The 17,772-nt window shown below is 69.8% G+C and carries 14 protein-coding genes; 6 read left to right on the top strand and 8 right to left on the bottom strand.

The features are described 5' to 3' along the window. The first annotated feature begins 74 nt into the window (after positions 1 to 74). The 4 genes from G9Q41_RS14570 to G9Q41_RS14555 all read left to right on the top strand — a co-directional run bounded on the left by G9Q41_RS14570 (position 75) and on the right by G9Q41_RS14555 (position 5,500). On the top strand, positions 75 to 632 hold the full coding sequence (locus tag G9Q41_RS14570) for a (2Fe-2S)-binding protein (RefSeq protein ID WP_092524436.1): 558 nt from the start codon (positions 75 to 77) through the stop codon (positions 630 to 632). Beyond that, entirely contained in the window at positions 632 to 3,088 is a 2,457-nt protein-coding gene (locus tag G9Q41_RS14565) for a xanthine dehydrogenase family protein molybdopterin-binding subunit (protein WP_165632837.1), read from the top strand. The genes G9Q41_RS14570 and G9Q41_RS14565 overlap by 1 nt, the downstream gene beginning before the upstream one ends. After that, on the top strand, positions 3,085 to 3,936 hold the full coding sequence (locus tag G9Q41_RS14560; RefSeq protein ID WP_165632838.1) for a xanthine dehydrogenase family protein subunit M: 852 nt from the start codon (positions 3,085 to 3,087) through the stop codon (positions 3,934 to 3,936). The genes G9Q41_RS14565 and G9Q41_RS14560 overlap by 4 nt, the downstream gene beginning before the upstream one ends. 646 nt (positions 3,937 to 4,582) lie before the next feature. Further along, on the top strand, positions 4,583 to 5,500 hold the full coding sequence (locus G9Q41_RS14555; RefSeq protein ID WP_165632839.1) for an SRPBCC family protein: 918 nt from the start codon (positions 4,583 to 4,585) through the stop codon (positions 5,498 to 5,500). A gap of 102 nt (positions 5,501 to 5,602) precedes the next feature. On the opposite strand, the gene G9Q41_RS14550 is transcribed toward G9Q41_RS14555, so the two are convergent. The 5 genes from G9Q41_RS14550 to G9Q41_RS14530 all read right to left on the bottom strand — a co-directional run bounded on the left by G9Q41_RS14550 (position 5,603) and on the right by G9Q41_RS14530 (position 12,668). Continuing rightward, positions 5,603 to 6,964 (bottom strand): SPFH domain-containing protein, encoded by a 1,362-nt coding sequence (locus G9Q41_RS14550; protein WP_165632840.1) that lies wholly within the window; start codon positions 6,962 to 6,964, stop codon positions 5,603 to 5,605. Further along, positions 6,964 to 8,616 (bottom strand): SPFH domain-containing protein, encoded by a 1,653-nt coding sequence (locus tag G9Q41_RS14545; protein ID WP_242687471.1) that lies wholly within the window; start codon positions 8,614 to 8,616, stop codon positions 6,964 to 6,966. The genes G9Q41_RS14550 and G9Q41_RS14545 overlap by 1 nt, the downstream gene beginning before the upstream one ends. 448 nt (positions 8,617 to 9,064) lie before the next feature. Next, complete coding sequence (locus G9Q41_RS14540; RefSeq protein WP_165632842.1) at positions 9,065 to 10,057, bottom strand: o-succinylbenzoate synthase; 993 nt, start codon at positions 10,055 to 10,057, stop codon at positions 9,065 to 9,067. 242 nt (positions 10,058 to 10,299) lie between these two features. Further along, complete coding sequence (locus G9Q41_RS14535) at positions 10,300 to 10,896, bottom strand: suppressor of fused domain protein (protein ID WP_092524422.1); 597 nt, start codon at positions 10,894 to 10,896, stop codon at positions 10,300 to 10,302. A gap of 107 nt (positions 10,897 to 11,003) precedes the next feature. Next, a complete protein-coding gene (locus G9Q41_RS14530; protein ID WP_165632843.1) occupies positions 11,004 to 12,668 on the bottom strand; it encodes a DNA repair helicase XPB in 1,665 nt (554 codons plus the stop codon). A 540-nt stretch (positions 12,669 to 13,208) separates the two neighbouring features. Here G9Q41_RS14530 and G9Q41_RS14525 point away from each other — a divergent pair. Both G9Q41_RS14525 and G9Q41_RS14520 read left to right on the top strand, forming a co-directional pair. After that, positions 13,209 to 13,913 carry a hypothetical protein gene (locus G9Q41_RS14525; RefSeq protein ID WP_139186560.1) on the top strand — a complete coding sequence of 235 codons (705 nt, stop codon included), beginning with the start codon at positions 13,209 to 13,211 and terminating at the stop codon, positions 13,911 to 13,913. 294 nt (positions 13,914 to 14,207) lie between these two features. Next, positions 14,208 to 14,951, top strand: a complete 744-nt coding sequence (locus tag G9Q41_RS14520; RefSeq protein ID WP_092524416.1) for a hypothetical protein — start codon at positions 14,208 to 14,210, stop codon at positions 14,949 to 14,951. A 28-nt stretch (positions 14,952 to 14,979) separates the two neighbouring features. On the opposite strand, the gene G9Q41_RS14515 is transcribed toward G9Q41_RS14520, so the two are convergent. Genes G9Q41_RS14515 through G9Q41_RS14505 form a run of 3 tightly spaced genes read right to left on the bottom strand, consistent with a single transcriptional unit; the run spans position 14,980 to position 17,593 of the window. Then, a complete protein-coding gene (locus tag G9Q41_RS14515) occupies positions 14,980 to 15,978 on the bottom strand; it encodes an ABC transporter ATP-binding protein (protein ID WP_347567551.1) in 999 nt (332 codons plus the stop codon). A 44-nt stretch (positions 15,979 to 16,022) separates the two neighbouring features. Then, positions 16,023 to 16,832, bottom strand: a complete 810-nt coding sequence (locus G9Q41_RS14510; RefSeq protein ID WP_207631073.1) for an ABC transporter permease — start codon at positions 16,830 to 16,832, stop codon at positions 16,023 to 16,025. Next, positions 16,829 to 17,593, bottom strand: coding sequence for an ABC transporter permease (locus G9Q41_RS14505; RefSeq protein ID WP_165632846.1), 765 nt, complete (start codon positions 17,591 to 17,593; stop codon positions 16,829 to 16,831). The genes G9Q41_RS14510 and G9Q41_RS14505 overlap by 4 nt, the downstream gene beginning before the upstream one ends. Positions 17,594 to 17,772 lie beyond the last annotated feature (179 nt).

The raw sequence follows: 17,772 nt of genomic DNA, 5'->3' as shown, positions 1-17,772 counted from the left end.
GACTCCCGTCACTCGGGCGGGGTGTTTCGAACGTACGTCCGCGCACCGCGGGCCAGGCCCGTTGAGGAGGCCCAATGCCGCGCATAACCGTCGATGTCGACGGAACCACCTACACCGACGAGGTGCAGCCCAGAACCCTGCTGGTGCAGTACCTGCGCGAACAGCTCGGCAAAGTCGGCACCGTCGTCGGCTGCGACACCAGCAACTGCGGGGCCTGCACGGTCCACATGGACGGGCAGAGCGTGAAGTCCTGCTCGGTGCTGGCCGTGCAGGCGGACGGCCACGAGGTGACCACCGTGGAAGCCCTCTCCCAGGAGGGAGGGCTGCACCCGCTGCAGCAGGCCTTCCACGACAACCACGCGCTGCAGTGCGGGTTCTGCACCCCGGGGATGATCATGCAGGCCCTGGACCTGCTCGCGGAGAACCCCGAGCCGGACGACGAGCAGATCCGGGAAGGGCTGGAGGGCAACCTCTGCCGCTGCACGGGTTACCAGAACATAGTCCGCGCCGTGCGGGACGCCTCCGAGCAGATGCGGCCGGGCGCGGGACCGGCCATGGAGCGCTCCGGGGAGGCACCGGCCCCGCGCACCTCCACCGAGCAGGCCGACGCACGTGTGACGGGAGGACAGTGATGACCGCCACGCCAGTGAGCCCGTCCGAACCCGAGCTCGGTCGCGCGCGCAAGCGCAAGGAGGACGCCCGGCTGGTCACCGGCAGGACGCGCTGGACCGACAACATGAACCCTCCCGGCACGGTGCACCTCGCCGTGCTCCGCAGCCCGGTGGCCCACGCCCGGATCAGCTCCATCGACACCTCGGAAGCGCGCCGGATGTCCGGGGTCCACGCGGTGGTTACCGGGGCGGACATCGCGCAGCGGCAGGGCAGCCTGCCGTGCGCCTGGCCCGTGACCGAGGACATGAAAGCCCCCGAGGCCCCCTCCATGGCGGTCGACTCGGTCAACTTCGCCGGTGAGGCCGTGGCCATGGTCGCGGCGCGCAGCCCCGCCGAGGCGCGCGACGCCCTGGACGCGATCGACGTCGACTACGAGGACCTCGACGTCGTGCTCGACATCGAGTCGGCGGCGCGGGACGACTCCCCGCTGGTCCACGAGGGACTGGGCACCAACCGCAGCGCGACGTGGACCTTCGACTCGGTCGAGGCCGGGACCGGAGGCGATGTGGAGCAGACGCTGCGGGACGCCGAGGTTCGGGTGGACCGAACCTTCCGGCAGCAGCGGTTGATCCCCGCCTTCATGGAACCCCGCTCGGTGCTCGTCGACCCGACGGGGGAGCAGTACACGGTCTGGTCGGCCACTCAGGTGCCGCACATCCTGCGCACGATGATCGCCATGACGCTGGGAACCCCCGAGCACAAGATCCGGGTGATCGCCCCGGACGTCGGAGGGGGGTTCGGCGGCAAGTTGCAGGTCACCCCCGAGGAGATGCTCACCTTCCTGATGGCCGAGCAGCTCGGGCGTCCGGTCAAGTGGACCGAGACCAGGTCAGAGACGATGCTGTCCGGCCACCACGGCAGGGACCAGGTTCAGCGACTCTCCCTGGCCGCGCGCGCGGACGGAACCGTCACCGGGCTCAAGGTCGACCTGCTCGCCGACATGGGAGCCTATCTGCGGCTGGTCTCGCCCGGGGTGCCGATTCTCGGCGCGTTGATGTTCAACTCGATCTACAAGTTCGACGCGTACCGGTTCACCTGCACGAACGTGTTCACCAACAAGACACCGACCGACGCCTACCGGGGAGCGGGACGTCCCGAGGCGACCTTCGCGATCGAGCGGATGATGGACGAGCTGGCCGCCGAGCTCGACATGGATCCGATGGAGGTCCGCCGCAAGAACTGGATCGGCCACGAGGAGTTCCCCTTCGACACCGTCGCCGGGCTGACCTACGACTCCGGGAACTACGAGGCGGCCACGGACCGGGCGATGGAGATGTTCGGTTACCAGCAGCTGCGCGACGAGCAGGTGCAGCGCAGGCAGCGCGGTGACACCGTCCAGCTGGGCATCGGGATCTCCACCTTCACCGAGATGTGCGGGCTTGCTCCCTCCAGAGTGCTCGGTTCGCTGTCCTACGGGGCGGGCGGCTGGGAGCACTCCCAGGTCCGGGTGCTGCCCACCGGCAAGGTGGAGGTGGTCACCGGCACCTCGCCGCACGGGCAGAGCCACGTGACCGCATGGAGCCAGATCGTCGCCGACCGGTTGGGCGTGCCCTTCGAGGACATCGAGGTGCTGCACGGGGACACGCAGTCCTCACCGCGCGGCTTGGACACCTACGGGTCCCGCTCGCTCGCGGTCGGGGGAATCGCGGCTGTTCAGGCCTCCGACAGGGTGGTCGAGAAGGCCGGGAAGATCGCCGCGCACATGCTGGAGTGCTCCGAGCAGGACCTGGAGTTCACCGCGGGGCGCTTCGCGGTTCGCGGCACGGACAAGGGCATGGGCATCACCGACGTGGCGCTGGCCGCGTTCACCGCCCACGACCTGCCCGAGGGGGTGGAGCCGAACCTCGACGCCGAGGCCAGCTACGACCCGGAGAACTTCTCCTTCCCGCACGGCACGCACCTGTGCGCCGCGGAGGTCGACACCGAGACCGGCGGGGTGCGCATCAGGTCCTACGTGTGCGTGGACGACGTCGGCAGCGTCGTCAACCCGCTCATCGTGGAGGGACAGGTGCACGGTGGACTGGCCCAGGGGATCGCCCAGGCGCTGTACGAGGAGGCGGTTCACGACGACGACGGCACGCTGACGACCGCCACCTTCGCGGACTACCTGGTCCCTTCCGCGATGGACCTGCCCGAGTTCCGGACGGACCGCACCGAGACCGAGGCCACGTCCAACCCGCTCGGAGTCAAGGGAGTGGGCGAGGCGGGCACGATCGCCTCCACCCCGGCCGTGGTCAACGCGGTGGTCGACGCGATCAGGCACTACGGGGTTAACGATGTGCGGATGCCGTGCTCGCCACAGCGGGTGTGGCGAGCGCTGTCCGAGGCCCGGTCGAGTTCCGCCGCGGCGGAATCCGACGGTGGGCTCGGATCCGGCGACAACGACGGTGGTCTCGCGACCGGAGGTGACAGGTGATTCCCGCGGAGTTCGACTACGTTGCCCCCTCCACGGTGGAGGAGGCGGTCCGGACGCTGAGCAGCGCGGGGGAGGACGCCAAGGTCCTCGCCGGAGGGCAGAGCCTGCTCCCGGTGCTGCGCATGAGGCTCGCCGATCCCGCGCTGGTGGTGGACCTCGGCAAGGTCGCCGAGATGCGCGGAATCCGCGAGGAAGGTGACGACCTGGTGATCGGCGCCATGACCAGTCACCACGACGTGCTGCGTGACGACCTGGTTTCCGAGCACGCCGGGCTGATCGCGCTGACGACGCGGACCGTCGCAGACCCGCAGGTGCGGCACCGCGGGACGTTCGGGGGGTCCATAACCCACGCCGATCCCGCGGGCGACCTGCTGGCGCCGGTGCTGGCCATGGACGCGGAGATGGTCGTGGCCGGTCCCTCCGGCAGGAGGAACATCGCGGCGCGCGAGTTCTTCGTCGACTACTTCACCACGGCGCTCGAGCCGGACGAGGTCCTCGTCGAGGTCCGGGTGCCCAAGCACACCGGGTGGAGCGCGCACTACGAGAAGTTCAACCGGGTGGCGCAGGCCTGGTCGGTGGTGGGAGTCGCGACCACGGTGCTCGTGGAGGGCGGCAAGGTCGCCCGCGCGCGGGTCGGGCTGACCAACATGGGAGCGACCCCGATACGCGCGGAGGGCGTGGAGCAGGCGCTGCTCGGCGCGGCCCCCACCGAGGAGGCGATACGGCAGGCGGCAGCGCGGGCCACCGAGGGAACGAGCGCGGGCAGCGACGCCAATGCCGATGTGGAGTATCGGGAGCACTTGGCCGAGGTGTTGACCAAGAGGGCTTTGACCACCGCTAGTTCGTAATTTTCCCGACGGAGCTTTGTCCGGATGGTCGGTTAGCCGGCACGTGAGTCGGCGCCTTGCTGTGTTGGGCCGCTCTTGAGTAGCGACCTACGCTGCGAGCGGCCCGGCCTTGCAATGCATCCGACTCACGCACCGGATCTTCTCCTCCTGCTCAGGCTCAGAGCACTCGCGTTGGGGTGAGGCTTTTTCAGGGACTGGCTTGTCTCAGGTGGTTCCGTGGCGGAACCTCTCGCGGGCTCTCGCTGCGGGGAGGCCCGACATCGGGTAGCGACCTACACAACGTCGGGCCTTCCTCGCGAGAGCACCACGAGAGAACCCGCGGCGGTGCCGACTGCTCGGGCTCAAAGCGCTTGCGTTGGGGTGGAGGTTTTTCGGGGACTGGCTTGGCGTGGGTGGTTGCTTGGCGGTGCGGGTGGCGGTGCCGACTGCTCGGGCTCAAAGCGCCTTCGTTGGAGTGATCCTTTCGAGCAGGAGTTCCTGTGCCGACCGCTCGAGCGAAGCACTCGGGTGGAGCGGGGCCTTCGTCGGAAGTGCTCGGCAAGGGTTTCGGCGCCTGCGGGGCCGAAGAGATGCCCGGGACCTCTCCTGCGCCGTCAGGAGACCGCCGATCCGGACGGACATCCGGCTGATGCGATGAGGAGGACCAGTGCAGCTGGAGCACGAATTCACCGTGCCGGTTCCGGTCGACGACGCCTGGCAGGCGTTGCTCGACCTGGAACGGGTGGCGCCGTGCATGCCGGGGGCGACGCTGAAGAGCGTGGAGGGAAACGAGTTCTCCGGTTCGGTCAAGGTCAAACTCGGTCCGGTTTCGCTGCTGTACAAGGGCAGCGGCAGCTTCACCTCGGTGGATCCCGAGGCGCGCCGGGCCGTCGTGGACGCCAACGGCAAGGACTCGCGTGGCAACGGCACCGCTTCGGCCACGGTGAGCGCGACGCTGCGCCCCGAGGGCACGAGCACCGCCGTGCACGTGGACACGGACCTGAAGGTAACCGGAAAGCCCGCCCAACTCGGCCGTGGGCTGATCTCCGACGTGGCGGAGAAGCTGATCAACCAGTTCGCGAACTGCCTGGCCGAGCGGCTGACCGGCGCCGAGTCCGGCCAGGGAGCAGCACAGGCCACCACCGAGGAGGCCACCACCGCCACCACCGGAGAGGCCGCCGGTGCGGCCGAGGAGGGCGTCGGGTCCGCGGTCTCCCGGAACGGGCACCTCCCGGACGGCGAACAGCCCGCCGCGACGAGCGAGCAGGCGGACGAACAGGAACGGCAGGAGAGCTCCGAAGGGCGGACCGGCTGGAAGGTCACCGGTGTCGAGTCGTCCGGTCAGCGGCCGGGACCGGAAACCGCGGGGACCGGGGACGGGGCCTCCCCGGAGGGCGCGGCGGGTGCCGCTGCCGGTGGTGACCGGAAGGCCGCCGAGTTATCCGGGGAGGCCGAGGACGCGGTGGACCTGCTCGGCACGGCGGGAATGCCGGTGCTGAAGCGGCTCGCCCCGGTGGCCGCCGCGGTGGTCGGATTGACCGTGGCCTTCGTGCTGCTGCGCAGGAGAACCAACCGGAAGCGCTGAGACGGGAGACGTCGCACGGCTCGGCCGAGTGCCCGGCCCCCGCGGGGACCGGGCACTCGAACTGTGCGGACGGGATCGCGCGAGGAACCCCGGCAACGGGAACTACTGGTTGCCCTTGCCGTTGTCCAGCATCGACTGCGCGAACTCCTCGGTCCGGTCGACGGCCTGCATCGCCTCGTCCACGGAGCTCCCGCTCCGGGAGCCGCCGGAACCGCCCGAGCGGGACGCGGCGTCATCGTTCGCGAACGCCTCCGCGCTCATCTTCGGCAGCAGCTGGGACACCAGCAGCGTGGACAGCGTCGACTGCTCACCGCCACCGCCACGCACGACGACCGGACGCGGCGCGCGCTCGGCCAGCTTCGCACCGACCTCGAGCCTGCGCTGCGCCAGTTCGTAGCTGAGCACGGCGCGGTTGTCCCGGTAGGCGCGGCCCAGCCGCTCGCGGGACTTCGCCTCGTTCTGCGCCTCGGTGAGCGTGGCCCTGCCGCGGGCCTCGATCTCCCACTGAGCCCGCTGGGCCTCGGTTTCCTGCTCCTCCAACCTGCGGGCGACGTCGCGCCGCGCCTGGTTGCGGGCCGCCTTCACCTCCACCAGCTTGGCGTCGCGCGTCTTCTTCGCCCGCTCGATCTCCATCGACAGGTTGTCGATGCGCCGCTTGCGGGTCAGCTCCCACTCGCGCTCGTAGGCGCTGAGCTCCTTGGAGACGCGCTCCCTCGTGGCGAGGTGCTGCTGGTACTGGTCCGGGAGCTGGACGTCCGGGATGTTGGCCCCGAGGATCCACACGCCGTACTTGCTCAGCTGGCGGTTCAGTGTCGCCTGCATGTCCTCGACGTCGCTGCCGCGCAGGTCGTAGGCGTCCTCGGTGTGCACCTGCCTGCCGCGTTGCCGGATCGCGTCCTGCACCGCGCTGGACAGCACCGCGTCGAAGTTGCCCGCGCCGATCGTGCGCACGAAGTCGATCGGGTTGTCGATGCGGAACTTCAGGAAGAACTCGATGGCCTTCAGCGGCACGTCCTCCGCGGTGGGGCAGGCGGCCACCGGTGCGCTGTAGGGGATCTCGGTGGTGGTGTCCACGATGAACTCCACCTTGTCCCAGGGCCACCACAGGTAGTGCCGGCCGGGGTCGAGCGTTCCGGTGAACGCGCCGTAACGACTGCGGATGCCGGTGGTGCCCTGCTCGATCTCCACGATCGAGCCGCGCCACAGCGCTATCGCGGCGAGCACCAGGGCCAGGGCCGCCCCCGCTCCGGTGGCCGCGGCGATCAGCCCGCTGCTGAACGCCGCCGTCCCGGCGAGGTAGAGGGCCACGAACAGCAGCACGAGCCAGCCGATGCCCCGGTTGTCCTTCGGGATCACCACCGGCACGAGCTTGCCCTCGTCACCGCCGCGAATGAGCTGGCGGATGTTCGACCACGACGCGACCGCGTCGGTGATCTTGGAGAAACCGCGTTCCTGGCTCGCCATCACTGCTCACCTGCCTGGTGCTGCTCGTCGCTCGGGCTCGCGCCGTTCTCGGCTGCCTCGGCGGTCCGGTCTTCCCGCGTGTCCGCGGGCTCGGCTGACGCCGGGGTGGCGGTCCGGTCCTCCTCCGAGTCCGCGGAATCGGAGGTCGGGTCCGCATCGGTCCCGGTGTGCCCGCCCGCGGCCAGCAGCTGCTCGATCTCGGCCTCGCGCTCGCGCACGCGCTGCTGGATCGTCTCGACGCGCTGTTGGATGGCGGCCACGTCCGCCTCGGAGAGTCCGCCCCCGTCCTCCGTGGCCCCGAGCATCTGCCGCGCGGTGGCCAGGTAGTCGATGTTCTCGCCGTCACCGAGCGAGAGGAGCGTCGGAAGGTGCTCGGCGAGGCTCTCCAGCTTGTCCAGGGTCTCCTTCTCGTAGTGGTACTCCAGGATCTCCGGGTTGTCCGCGGCGCTGAGCGCCCGGATGTCCAGGGCCTGGGCCTCCAGCAGGGCGGCGTTGGCGTTGGCGGTGCTCTCCGCCTCGACGAAGCGCTGCCGCGCCTGGGCCTTGGCGCGGTTGGTCTCCCGCTCCAGGGAGGTGTCCATCTGAGCCTGGTAGCTGGCGATCTCGGCCTTGATCCCGGACAGGCTCTCGTTCATCGAGGCCAGTTCCTTGTTCAGATCGCCCTCGTCCTGCTCCTTGCGCAGGCTGAGCTCGTACTCGTAGGTGTAGGCGTCCTTGGCCATCCGCACCATCTCCGGCGCGGCCAGGTCAGCCCGGTACTGCTGGCTGCTCGGCTCGGCGTGGGTGATGTTGGCGCTGGTCAGCCGGACTGCGGGCAGGAACTGCTCGTTCAGGTTGTCCAGCAGTTCCTGGGTGCTCTCCCCCACGAGGTCGTAGATGTCCTCGGCGCGCTGCTGGTAGATCAGGCTGCGCGTTACCTCGCTGACCGCGTTGGTCAGCTTGTCGGAGAACCCGGACACCGCTCCGAGCGCGAACATGAACTGCGTCGGGTCCTCGATGCGGAACTGCAGGAACAGGTCGACCGAGGCCTTGATGCCGCCCCGGGTGGGCGCCTCGCTGATCGGTGCGTTGAACGGGTACTCCCGCGTCGTGTTCAGCACGTAGCTGACCTGCTTGCGCGGATCGAGAAGGACGGTGCGTCCCGGACCGACCGTCCGGTCCAGCTTGCTGAACTTGGTGATCATCGCGTGGCAGCCCTCGGGCACCATGACGATGCTGCGTCGTGCCCACAGCATGACGGCGGCGATCGCCAGCAGCACCCAGATGTGCGGGCCGAACCACGCCGTTCCCACACCGGTGGCCTGCGCCGCGACCGTGCCGAGCACGGCGATCACGGCCAGCGCGAGCACCGGAAGCGCGATGCTGGTCAGGGCGTTGCGCTTGGGGATGACCACGGGGCAGATGACGTTGACCCACTCGCCGTCGTTGCCGCGCTCGGAAACGCTGCTGTTGACGAGTTGGCTGATCTCGCCCATCGGTGCGGTTCGCTGCTCGATCCGGGTTCCGGCAGAGCTGCCCTGCTCCCGAGCGGAGAGGAAGTCGGCCGGGTCGGTCGTGAATCCTTCGACCGGGTTTTGCTCGGAGTCACCGGAAAACCCCTGATTCTCGGTAACCGCGGACATGGCTTGACGCCCGGCCGCTGCAACGGACATGCGTGTTGCCCCCTAGTTGATTGCGAAATCGTCCTGCTCGGACGCGTGACGACGGCATTCGGTTCCTTACGCGTCGCGATGCCGCTCCGTGCGGTGATCAGAGGCTATCGCACACGCGGTCGGCCGTGTGCGGTTTTTCCCGCATTCGCCGGCGGTGCGCTCGACGAGCGCGGTGTCCGGGAGATCGGATCCGGATCAGCGGACCAACTGATCAAGAATGTGAACTCCGGGCGGGGAGGAAATGTTCGCGGAATGTGCACCCAGATGTCGACTTTTCCCCCGGCAGGATTTTCCGGTATCGGACATACCGGGCCGTGACGCCGCGCGTCGACGACGAATCGCCGGGGCAGAGTTGCGCGGCTGCCGTGCGAGGGGACGGTCCCGGTGGAGCGCGTCGCTTCGTCGACGTCGTCCCGCGGTGTCGAGGGCGGCCGCGGTGCGGGACAGCTCATCCGGCCATCTCCTCGTGCACCCGACGCAGTCGGTCCAGCCAGTGGTGCTGGGTCTCCGCGGTCGGCGTGGCGGCGGCGACCAGCGCGGGAGCCGGTTCGGGAGCTCGCTCGGGCACGGGCATCCTTCCGGCGGTGGGCAGCAGGGAATCGGTGACGACGTCGCCGTCGAGCAGCGAGATCGTGCCCAGCCCGCAGGCGAACGGCAGCCGGGGCAGCGCTCCGGCGAGCGCGAGCTGCGCGGCGAGTCCGACGCTGCTTTCCACGGCCGAGGAGACGACGCAGGGTAAGCCGCAGGCCTCGGCCACCCGCAGGGCGCGGCGCACTCCCCCCAGCGGGGCGGCCTTGATCACCGCCACGTCGGCGGCGTCCGCGACGGCCACGCGCAGCGGGTCATCCGCCCGTCGGATCGACTCGTCCGCCGCGATGCGCACGTCCACCCGCTTCCGCACGGCGGCGAGTTCCGCGATGCTCGCGCACGGCTGCTCCACGTACTCCAGGCCGCGGGCCGCGCGGTCGAGCTCCCGGATGCGCAGCACCGCGGTGTCCACGTCCCAGGCGGCGTTGGCGTCCACCCGCACCGCCCCGGAGTCACCGAGCGCGTCACGCACGGCCTCCACCCGCTCCACGTCCGCGGAAGCGGGTTGGCCCGCTTCGGCGACCTTGACCTTCGCCGTGCCGCACTCCGAGTTCGCGGCGATCTCGTGGGCGCGCTGCGGCCCCACGGCGGGGACGGTGCAGTTGACCGGGACCGCGTCCCGCACCGGCTCCGGCCAGCGCTCGAAGCAGCTCTCCAGCGCGGCCCCCAGCCACGGGGCGGAGTCGGAGTCGGAGTAGTCCTCGAACGGGCAGAACTCCCCCCAGCCGGCAGGACCGCTGAGCAGCACTCCCCGGCGCACCGTCACTCCCCGGAATCTGGTGCGCATCGGCAGGCTGTAGACGCGTACCGCATCGAGCTCGGACAGGTCCTTCTTGCCGGGGTAGGAGTCCATGCTCACGATCCTGGCACGCGCGTACCACCCGCGGCATCCGATTACGGCTCACCGCACACCCCGCTACCGGCCAGGTCCTCCCGCGAGGAACTCACGCTGATGCTCTCCGACCGGTCGACGGTTGGTTCCGGGGTTGCCCTTTCGGCGCGGCAGCGCCGGGACGCACCACCCGAGCAATCGGCATCGCCGCGAGAGATTCCGCCGAGTGGCCGCTCGCCGGACGGACGACCCGCGGAGATCCCTCAAGCCACGCTGGGCCTGCCCAGGTCGAACACGTCCACCTCGAAGCGGGCCCACTGCTTGCGCAGCGCGGAGACCCCCCGGTCGAGGGCGAAGTTCAGCTCGCCGAGCGTCACCGGAAGCAGCGTGAAGACCTGCAGCTGTTCCACGCCCTGGGCGTCGGTGAACCTGGTGAATTCGGGAGGGAACATCGGGTGCCCACCCGCGAGCAGCGCGTGGAACTCGGTCCCGGCCAGCAGCGGCTGGTTGTTGGGAACGAGCTGGTCCGGCACGAGGTGGGTGCTGTTGCGCACCAGCAGCTCGGAGGAGATGTCCACCAGGTAGCGGGCCGCCTCGGCCTGCTCCCGGTAGACCGTGCACGCCAGCTCCTGGGCCGGCTCGGCCCCGATGGGCTGGAAGCGCAGCCCCGAGCTGATCACGGAGGTCAGGTGGTACTCGTCCAGGTGGAAGAAGACCAGCCCGTAGCCGCGGTCCGGACCGTTCACGTTCGGTGGCTCCGCCTCCGACGGCCTCCCCGCGTACCGTTCCAGGTTCTCCGCGAGACCGACGAACCGGTGGGCGCCCCCGATGGGAGGAGTTTCCTTGTTATCGGTGCTCATCCTGGCCTCCAGCGACGTCCGGTGGACGCGAACACGTCACGGGTGCTGCCCGGGCGCGACCGGTGGTCCCGGTCGATTCGCTGCCGGCCGTGGGCACCGCGGCGAGGTCAGGCGTCCACATCGGGAATGGCGGGTCCGAGCAGGTCCTCGGAGTCCACTATCCGGTAGGCGTATCCCTGCTCGGTGAGGAATCGTTGCCGATGGGCAGCGTAGTCGGTGTCCATCGTGTCCCGGGCCACGACCGAGTAGAAGTGGGCCTGCCCACCCTCGGCCTTGGGCCTCAGCAGCCTGCCCAACCGCTGCGCCTCCTCCTGGCGGGAGCCGAACGTCCCGGAAACCTGCACGGCGACCGAGGCCTCGGGCAGGTCGATGGAGAAGTTGGCCACCTTGGAGACCACGAGCCGGTTGATCTCACCGCGCCGGAACGACTCGTAGAGCTTCTCGCGCTCCTTGTTCCTGGTCGAGCCCTCGATGATCGGAGCGTCCAGCTCCTGCCCCAGCTCGTGCAGCTGCTCCAGGTAGGCGCCGATCACCAGCGCGGGCTCCTCCGGGTGCTGGTCGAGGATCGCCCGCACCACGGAGGCCTTGGTGTGCGCCGTGGAGCAGAGCTTGTACCGGTCCTCGGCCTCGGCCGTGGCGTACTCGATGCGCTCGTTCTCGGTCAGCGTCACCCGGACCTCCACGCAGTCCGCGGGTGCGATCCAGCCCTGCGCCTCGATGTCCTTCCAGGGGGCGTCGAAGCGCTTGGGCCCGATGAGGGAGAACACGTCGCCCTCGCGCCCGTCCTCGCGGACCAGCGTCGCGGTCAGCCCGAGCCGCCTCCTGGACTGCAGGTCCGCGGTCATCCGGAAGACCGGCGCGGGGAGCAGGTGCACCTCGTCGTAGATGATCAGCCCCCAGTCGCGCGAGTCGAACAGGTCGAGGTGCTGGTACTCGCCCTTCGACTTGCGGGTGATCACCTGGTAGGTGGCTATGGTCACCGGCCGGATCTGCTTCTGCTCACCCGAGTACTCGCCGATCTCGTCCTCGGTGAGCGAGGTCCGCTCGACGAGCTCGCGCTTCCACTGCCTGCCCGCGACCGTGTTGGTGACCAGGATCAGCGTGGTGGCACCGGCCTCGGCCATGGCCGCGGCCCCGACCAGGGTCTTGCCCGCGCCGCAGGGCAGCACCACGACCCCGGAGCCCCCGGCCCAGAACGACTCGACCGCCTGGCGCTGGTAGTCGCGCAGCTGCCAGCCGTGCTGCTCGAGCGAGATGGGGTGGGCCTCGCCGTCCACGTACCCGGCCAGGTCCTCGGCGGGCCAGCCCAGCTTGAGCAGGGTCTGCTTGAGGCGGCCGCGCTCGCTGGGGTGGACCACCACCGTGTCCTGGTCCAGGCGCTCGCCGAGCATGGGTTTGATCTTCTTGCTGCGCAGGACCTCCTCGAGCACGGCCCGGTCACGTGCGCCGAGCACGAGGCCGTGCGCCGGGTCGTGGGTCAGCTCCAGCCTGCCGTAGCGGCCCATCGTTTCGACGATGTCGACCAGCAGCGGCTGTGGAACGGGGTAGCGCGAGTTGTTGACCAGGGCGTCCACGACCTGCTCGGGGTCGTGCCCTGCGGCGCGGGCGTTCCACAGCGCGAGGGGGGTGATCCGGTAGGTGTGCACGTGCTCCGGCGCGCGTTCGAGCTCGGCGAACGGTGCGATCGCGGTACGCGCCTCTTCGGCCCCGGTGTGGTCCACCTCGAGAAGTACCGTCTTGTCCGACTGAACTATCAGTGGTCCGTCAGTCACGGGCTGGCTCCTGGCTGGACTGGATTGTTGCTGGCTCGTGGCGGTGTGTGCCGCGGGGACCAACGGGATTCCGGCCGTCGAGTATTCCACCGGAGGAGCGGTTCGTGTGGTTCAGGGCGTGGACACCGCGGTGTCGGACCCTCCCGGGCGGGGTGTTCTTCGGCCCGCGCGGCACCGGACGGTCTGTGGACCGAGTTCGCGGTCGGCTCGGTGGACTCGGAAAGGCCCGGGCGGTGCTGATCACCCGTTCACGCGAGTGGCTTCCTCCGCGCGGGCGGCCGCACGACCGCTTCTCGCGAAAGCGGGCGGTCCTGCCCGGCCGACCTGGTCGACGCGAAGCGGCCGGTGCTTTCCGGAGCTTTCCCCGTTCCGGGGCGAGCTCGTTCTCGCGGCATCGTCACCGGTGGGTGATCGCGTTACTGCCGGAAAATTCCATTGGCACAACGCTTCGTTTCAGTTCTCGTCACGACTGGCCCGCTGCTCCGCGGACATCCAGTAATTTGCTCACTCGGACGGGTGAAACAAGGCAGAGAGGACGGCGTGAACACTCCACCAGACACACCGGACTCGGAGGATCCTTCGACGTGGGACGTGGAACCTCCCGAGGGGAGCACCGAGGAGACCTCCGAGGAGAGCGCGGAGGCGGAACCGCGTGCCGAGCGGCAGGTGGACGAGGAGGACGAGGAACCGGATCCCCATCCGGCAGGCGGGAAGCGCAGGAAGCTGCTCGGTTCCCTGGTCGCGCTCGCCGTCGTGGTGCTGCTCGGTTGCGGTGCGCTGTTCGGCTGGAACGCGTGGAAGTCCGGCTCCGCAGGAGCGGTCGAGGAGATGCTGTCCGACATCGGCGGGGTGGACCTCGCTGAGGGGGACTGCGTGCACCTCCCCAGGGGCGGGAAGAACGTCGACTTCGAAAAGGCCGGGTGCGGTTCGGCCCGCTCGGACTTCCGCGTGGTCGAGCTGCGGGAGGACTCGCAGAGGTGCGCCAAGGAGTCCTACGGTGCGCTGCTGGTGAACGAGGACGTGTACTGCATGATCCCCGACGTGGAGGTCGGCGACTGCGTGGCCGATCTCAAGGGTGAGACGACACTGCTGACCAAGGTGAACTGTGCCGACGAGGCCGCGGGGTGGCGGGTCACCGGAGTGGCCGACGTGGCCGATTCCGAGGAGTGCGCCGCGGGGGCCATGTACCAGACCTATCCCGAACCCGCGCGGACGCTGTGCTTCGCGGAACTGTCCCGGGACTAGTGCGATCCTTCCGCCTCGTTCGTCGCGGGACGCCGGAGCGGAAGCCTCCCGCGGGGGCGGGAACGGGTGCCCCGACCTCGGCGCGGCCCGGCTCGGTCCGCGACTCGAGCTGGAGAACCGTCGAGGCGCGCGGTGGGGAGCAGCGTGGCTCCCCGCCCGCTCCCGCGCGGAGCACCTCCGGCGTGGTCCTCGATCGCACGACTTCGCGCTCCTCCGGAAGTGCCCGACGGGAGGAGCAGCCCCGCGACATCGGTTAGATTTAACTCGAAAGCATGGTCTTGGGAAGAGGGGCGCGTGACTTTTCCACCACAGCCGTCGAGCGGTCCCGAGCAGAACCCGACGGGCGAGGCTCGGGCCGGCGCGGAGAACCCACCCGGCGGTCCCGGTGGACCGAGCACTCCCGGCTGGGACGTCTTCGGGCTGGGCTGGGGCGGCCCCGGAGCGTCGTGGGACGCGCGAGCACCGCGCGCCCGGCGGTTCAGAGCGGGGGCGCCGCTGCTGCTGTTCAGCGTGATCACCCCGATCGTGCTGGTCGCGCTGGTCGCCACCCTGGTCGGGCTGGGCGCGCGGACCGACCCGACGGGGGAGGTCTTCGGCGGGACGACGAGCGAGGAGCTCGGTTCGGAGGCCGGTGGCGCCGAGGACTCGGAGGGCCCCTGCCTGAACATCGTCGATCCCGACATCGAGACCGGGGTGCAACGCCCCGCCACCTGCGGATCGCGGGACTCGGACTACGAGGTGGTGCGCACCACCACCTCCCCACCGCTCGAGTGCCCCTCCGACGCCTACAGCAGACTGGTCCGCGAGGGCAGCGGGTACTGCATGATCCCGGACGTCCGGAAGGGCGACTGCATGCGGATCGGTGCGCCCACGGAGTTCCGCACCAAGGTGCGGTGCGTTGACGCCGAGGCCGACCTGCGGATCACGAAGGTCGTCTCGGGCGCGGACGAAACGCGCTGCCCGATCGGGACGAACTGGTACATGAGCTACCCGGATCCGGGTGAAACGCTGTGCGCCCAGCGGATCTCCGCGATCTGAAGGGCCCCGGTGGCGGAGCGGACCGGAGTCACTCGAGGTGTTCGCGTGCTCCGGACCCCGACTCCAGCGGGACGGACCCCGCGGTCGCGTCGGCGGCGCGCTCACCGTCCCCAGCGGACTCCTCGTCCGCAGTGGAGGAACCGTCCGCAGTGGAGGAACCGTCCGAACCGAGTTCCTCCTCCGGAGCGGCTCCGTCCTCCGGAGCGGGACCGGAGCCCGCTCCGGAGTTCCCAGCGGTGGTTCCGCCCGACCGCTCGGTTCCTCCGCCGCCGCGCAGCATGCGGGCGACCTCACCGCGCAGGTGCACGAAGGTCTCCGACTCGCGGGTGCCGATCTGGTCGCGCTCGTCGCCGAGGTCGACCGGCAGATCGGCGACGATGCTCGCCGGCGTCCTGGACAGCACGAGCACCCGGTCCCCGAGGTAGACGCTCTCGTCGATGTCGTGGGTGACCAGCAGGATCGTGGTGTCCTGCTCCGCGCGGACCCGCAGCAGCAGGTCCTCCAGATCGAAGCGGGTCTGCGCGTCCACGGAGGCGAAGGGTTCGTCCATGAGCAGCAGCGCGGGGCGGCAGGCCAGCGCCCGCGCGATGGCCACCCGCTGCTGCATCCCTCCGGAGAGCTGCCACGGGTACTTGCGCTCCGAACCGGACAGCCCCACCCACTCCAGGGTCTGGCGCACTCGCTCGCGGCGCTGCTCCTTGGGGACGTTCTCGGAGCGCAGCGGGAACTCGACGTTCCCGCGCACGCTCATCCACGGGAACAGCGAACGACCGTAGTCCTGGAAGACCACGGCCAGGTCCTCGGGGACCCCGCGCACGGGCTGCCCGTGCATCCGGACCTCGCCGCTGCTCGGCCGGATCAACGAGGCGATGCAGCGCAGCAGCGTGGACTTGCCGCACCCGGACGGGCCGACTATGCAGGTCAGCTGCCCGGCATCGACGTCGAAGGTGACTCCGCCGATGGCGGTGTGCTCCTGCTGCCCCGTGTAGGTGTGCCCCAGGTCGGAGACTTCCAGCATGCTCGGCACGGTTCCTGCGCTCCCGTCCGTCGTCGGTTCGTTCCGCTCGCCGGTCATTGCGGCACCGCCTCCAGGACACGTCGCTCCACGATGGACAGGGCGGTGTTCAGCAGATAACCGAGAATGCCGAGCAGCACGATCCCGCTCCAAAGCTGTGCGTAGTCGAACTGGTCGCGTGCCAGCATCATGGCGTGCCCGAGACCGTCGCTGGCGCCGACGAGCTCGGAGATCACCATCATGATCAGGGCCAGCGAGAGGCTGATCCGCAGACCGGCGAAGATCTTGGGCAGTGCTCCCGGGAGCACGACCGAGCCGATCCAATGAGCGCGGGAGATCCCGAACGCGCGGGCCGTCTCCGCCTTGACCGGGTCCACGGCGCGGGCTCCGTCGGCGCTGTTGAGCAGGATCGGCCAGAGGCAGCCGAACACGATCGTCACCAGCTGCAGCTTGAAGCCGATGCTGAACAGCACCATGAAGACCGGGAGCAGCGCGGGCGGGGGAATGGAGCGGGCGAAGGACAGCAGCGGGCCCACGTAGGCCAGCGCGTTGCCGGAACGGCCCAGCAGCAGCCCGATCCCCACGCCGACCACCCCGGCCAGCGTCCAGCCGAGGAGCAGTCTGCCCACGCTGGGCAGCACGTCGTCGAAGGCGGCCTCGGTCAGGAACAGCGTCCCGATCCCGCCGCTGAACCACAGCCGCCACATCTCCGTGACCACGCGCAGCGGAGTGGGGAAGAACGGGCTCTCGTTGCCCGCCGTGAGCAGCTGCCACAGCAGTACCGCACCGAGGAGAACGCCCAGCTGGGAGAGCGCTCCCGTCGCGCGGTGCGCGCGCGTGCTCGACGAAACAGCGGCGCCGCTCATGTCGTCCCTCCCGAAGGGGCCCAGGTGATCCACTTGCGCTGGGCCCCGGACATCCCCGCGTTGACCAGGTAGCCGAGCACGCCCGCGAGCAGGGTTCCGGCCAGGACCTGGTCCATGCGGCCCGCTCCGCTGCTGGCCACGTAGATGAAGCTTCCGATGCCTCCGCTGCTGGGGTTCAGCATCTCCACGCTGATCAGCACGATCAGCGCGGTGCTGGCCGCGAGCCGCAGGCCGGTGAACACGAACGGGATCACGTGGGGGAGCTTGATCCTGAGCACCCGCTGGAGGCGCGAGATGCGGAAGGCGCGCGCCGATTCGAGCAGCTGCTCGTCGAGTTGGCCCGCGGAGTAGATCGTGTTGAACAGCAGCGGCCAGACGGCGGCGTAGCAGGCGAGGAAGATCTTGCCGGCCGGGCTTCCCGCCGAGACCACCACGACCAGGGGGATCAGCGCCACCGAGGGAACGGGGCGCAGGAACTCGATGAGGGAGGTCACCGCCGTCCGCAGCAGCGGAACGCTGCCGAGCAGCAGCCCGGCTGGCACGGCCACGAGGGCGCAGAGGCCCAGGGCGATCAGCCAGGAGAGCACGGTGGCGATCACGTCGAGCAGGAAGTCGCGCTGACCGAGCAGCTCGGCCAGCTCGGTGAGCACGATCGAGGGAGGGGGGAGGTAGCGCTGCGGGGCCAGGCCGGAGCGGCCCACGATCTCGCAGAGCACGAGAAAGACCGCGACCCCGATCAGTGCGCGGAGGGCGTTGCGCATCGTTTCCCGAATCGTCCGGACGGTCGGCCCGCTCGTTCAGCGGATGGACAGGTGTCGGCTCGGTTCGCTCGGCGGTGCCGGTGGTCCGGGCCGCGGCGCAGGGGCCGCTCCCGAGTCACCGGCACCGCCGCGGGGAGGTTCTTCTCTCCGCTGAACCACCCGCGGCGCCCGAGCCGGGG

Origin of the sequence: Actinopolyspora sp. BKK2 (assembly GCF_011291845.1) — a bacterium.
Classification (GTDB): domain Bacteria; phylum Actinomycetota; class Actinomycetes; order Mycobacteriales; family Pseudonocardiaceae; genus Actinopolyspora; species Actinopolyspora saharensis.
Note: the sequence above shows the minus strand (reverse complement) of the source record. Positions and strands in the feature narration are given on the sequence as shown.

Excerpts from the sequence above, each read along its gene's own strand:
- G9Q41_RS14570 (WP_092524436.1), top strand. The coding sequence starts at position 75 with ATGCCGCGCATAACCGTCGATGTCGACGGAACCACCTACACCGACGAG.
- G9Q41_RS14565 (WP_165632837.1), top strand. The coding sequence starts at position 632 with ATGACCGCCACGCCAGTGAGCCCGTCCGAACCCGAGCTCGGTCGCGCG.
- G9Q41_RS14550 (WP_165632840.1), bottom strand. The coding sequence starts at position 6,964 with ATGGCGAGCCAGGAACGCGGTTTCTCCAAGATCACCGACGCGGTCGCG.
- G9Q41_RS14545 (WP_242687471.1), bottom strand. The coding sequence starts at position 8,616 with ATGTCCGTTGCAGCGGCCGGGCGTCAAGCCATGTCCGCGGTTACCGAG.
- G9Q41_RS14540 (WP_165632842.1), bottom strand. The coding sequence starts at position 10,057 with ATGGACTCCTACCCCGGCAAGAAGGACCTGTCCGAGCTCGATGCGGTA.
- G9Q41_RS14535 (WP_092524422.1), bottom strand. The coding sequence starts at position 10,896 with ATGAGCACCGATAACAAGGAAACTCCTCCCATCGGGGGCGCCCACCGG.
- G9Q41_RS14510 (WP_207631073.1), bottom strand. The coding sequence starts at position 16,832 with ATGAGCGGCGCCGCTGTTTCGTCGAGCACGCGCGCGCACCGCGCGACG.
- G9Q41_RS14505 (WP_165632846.1), bottom strand. The coding sequence starts at position 17,593 with ATGCGCAACGCCCTCCGCGCACTGATCGGGGTCGCGGTCTTTCTCGTG.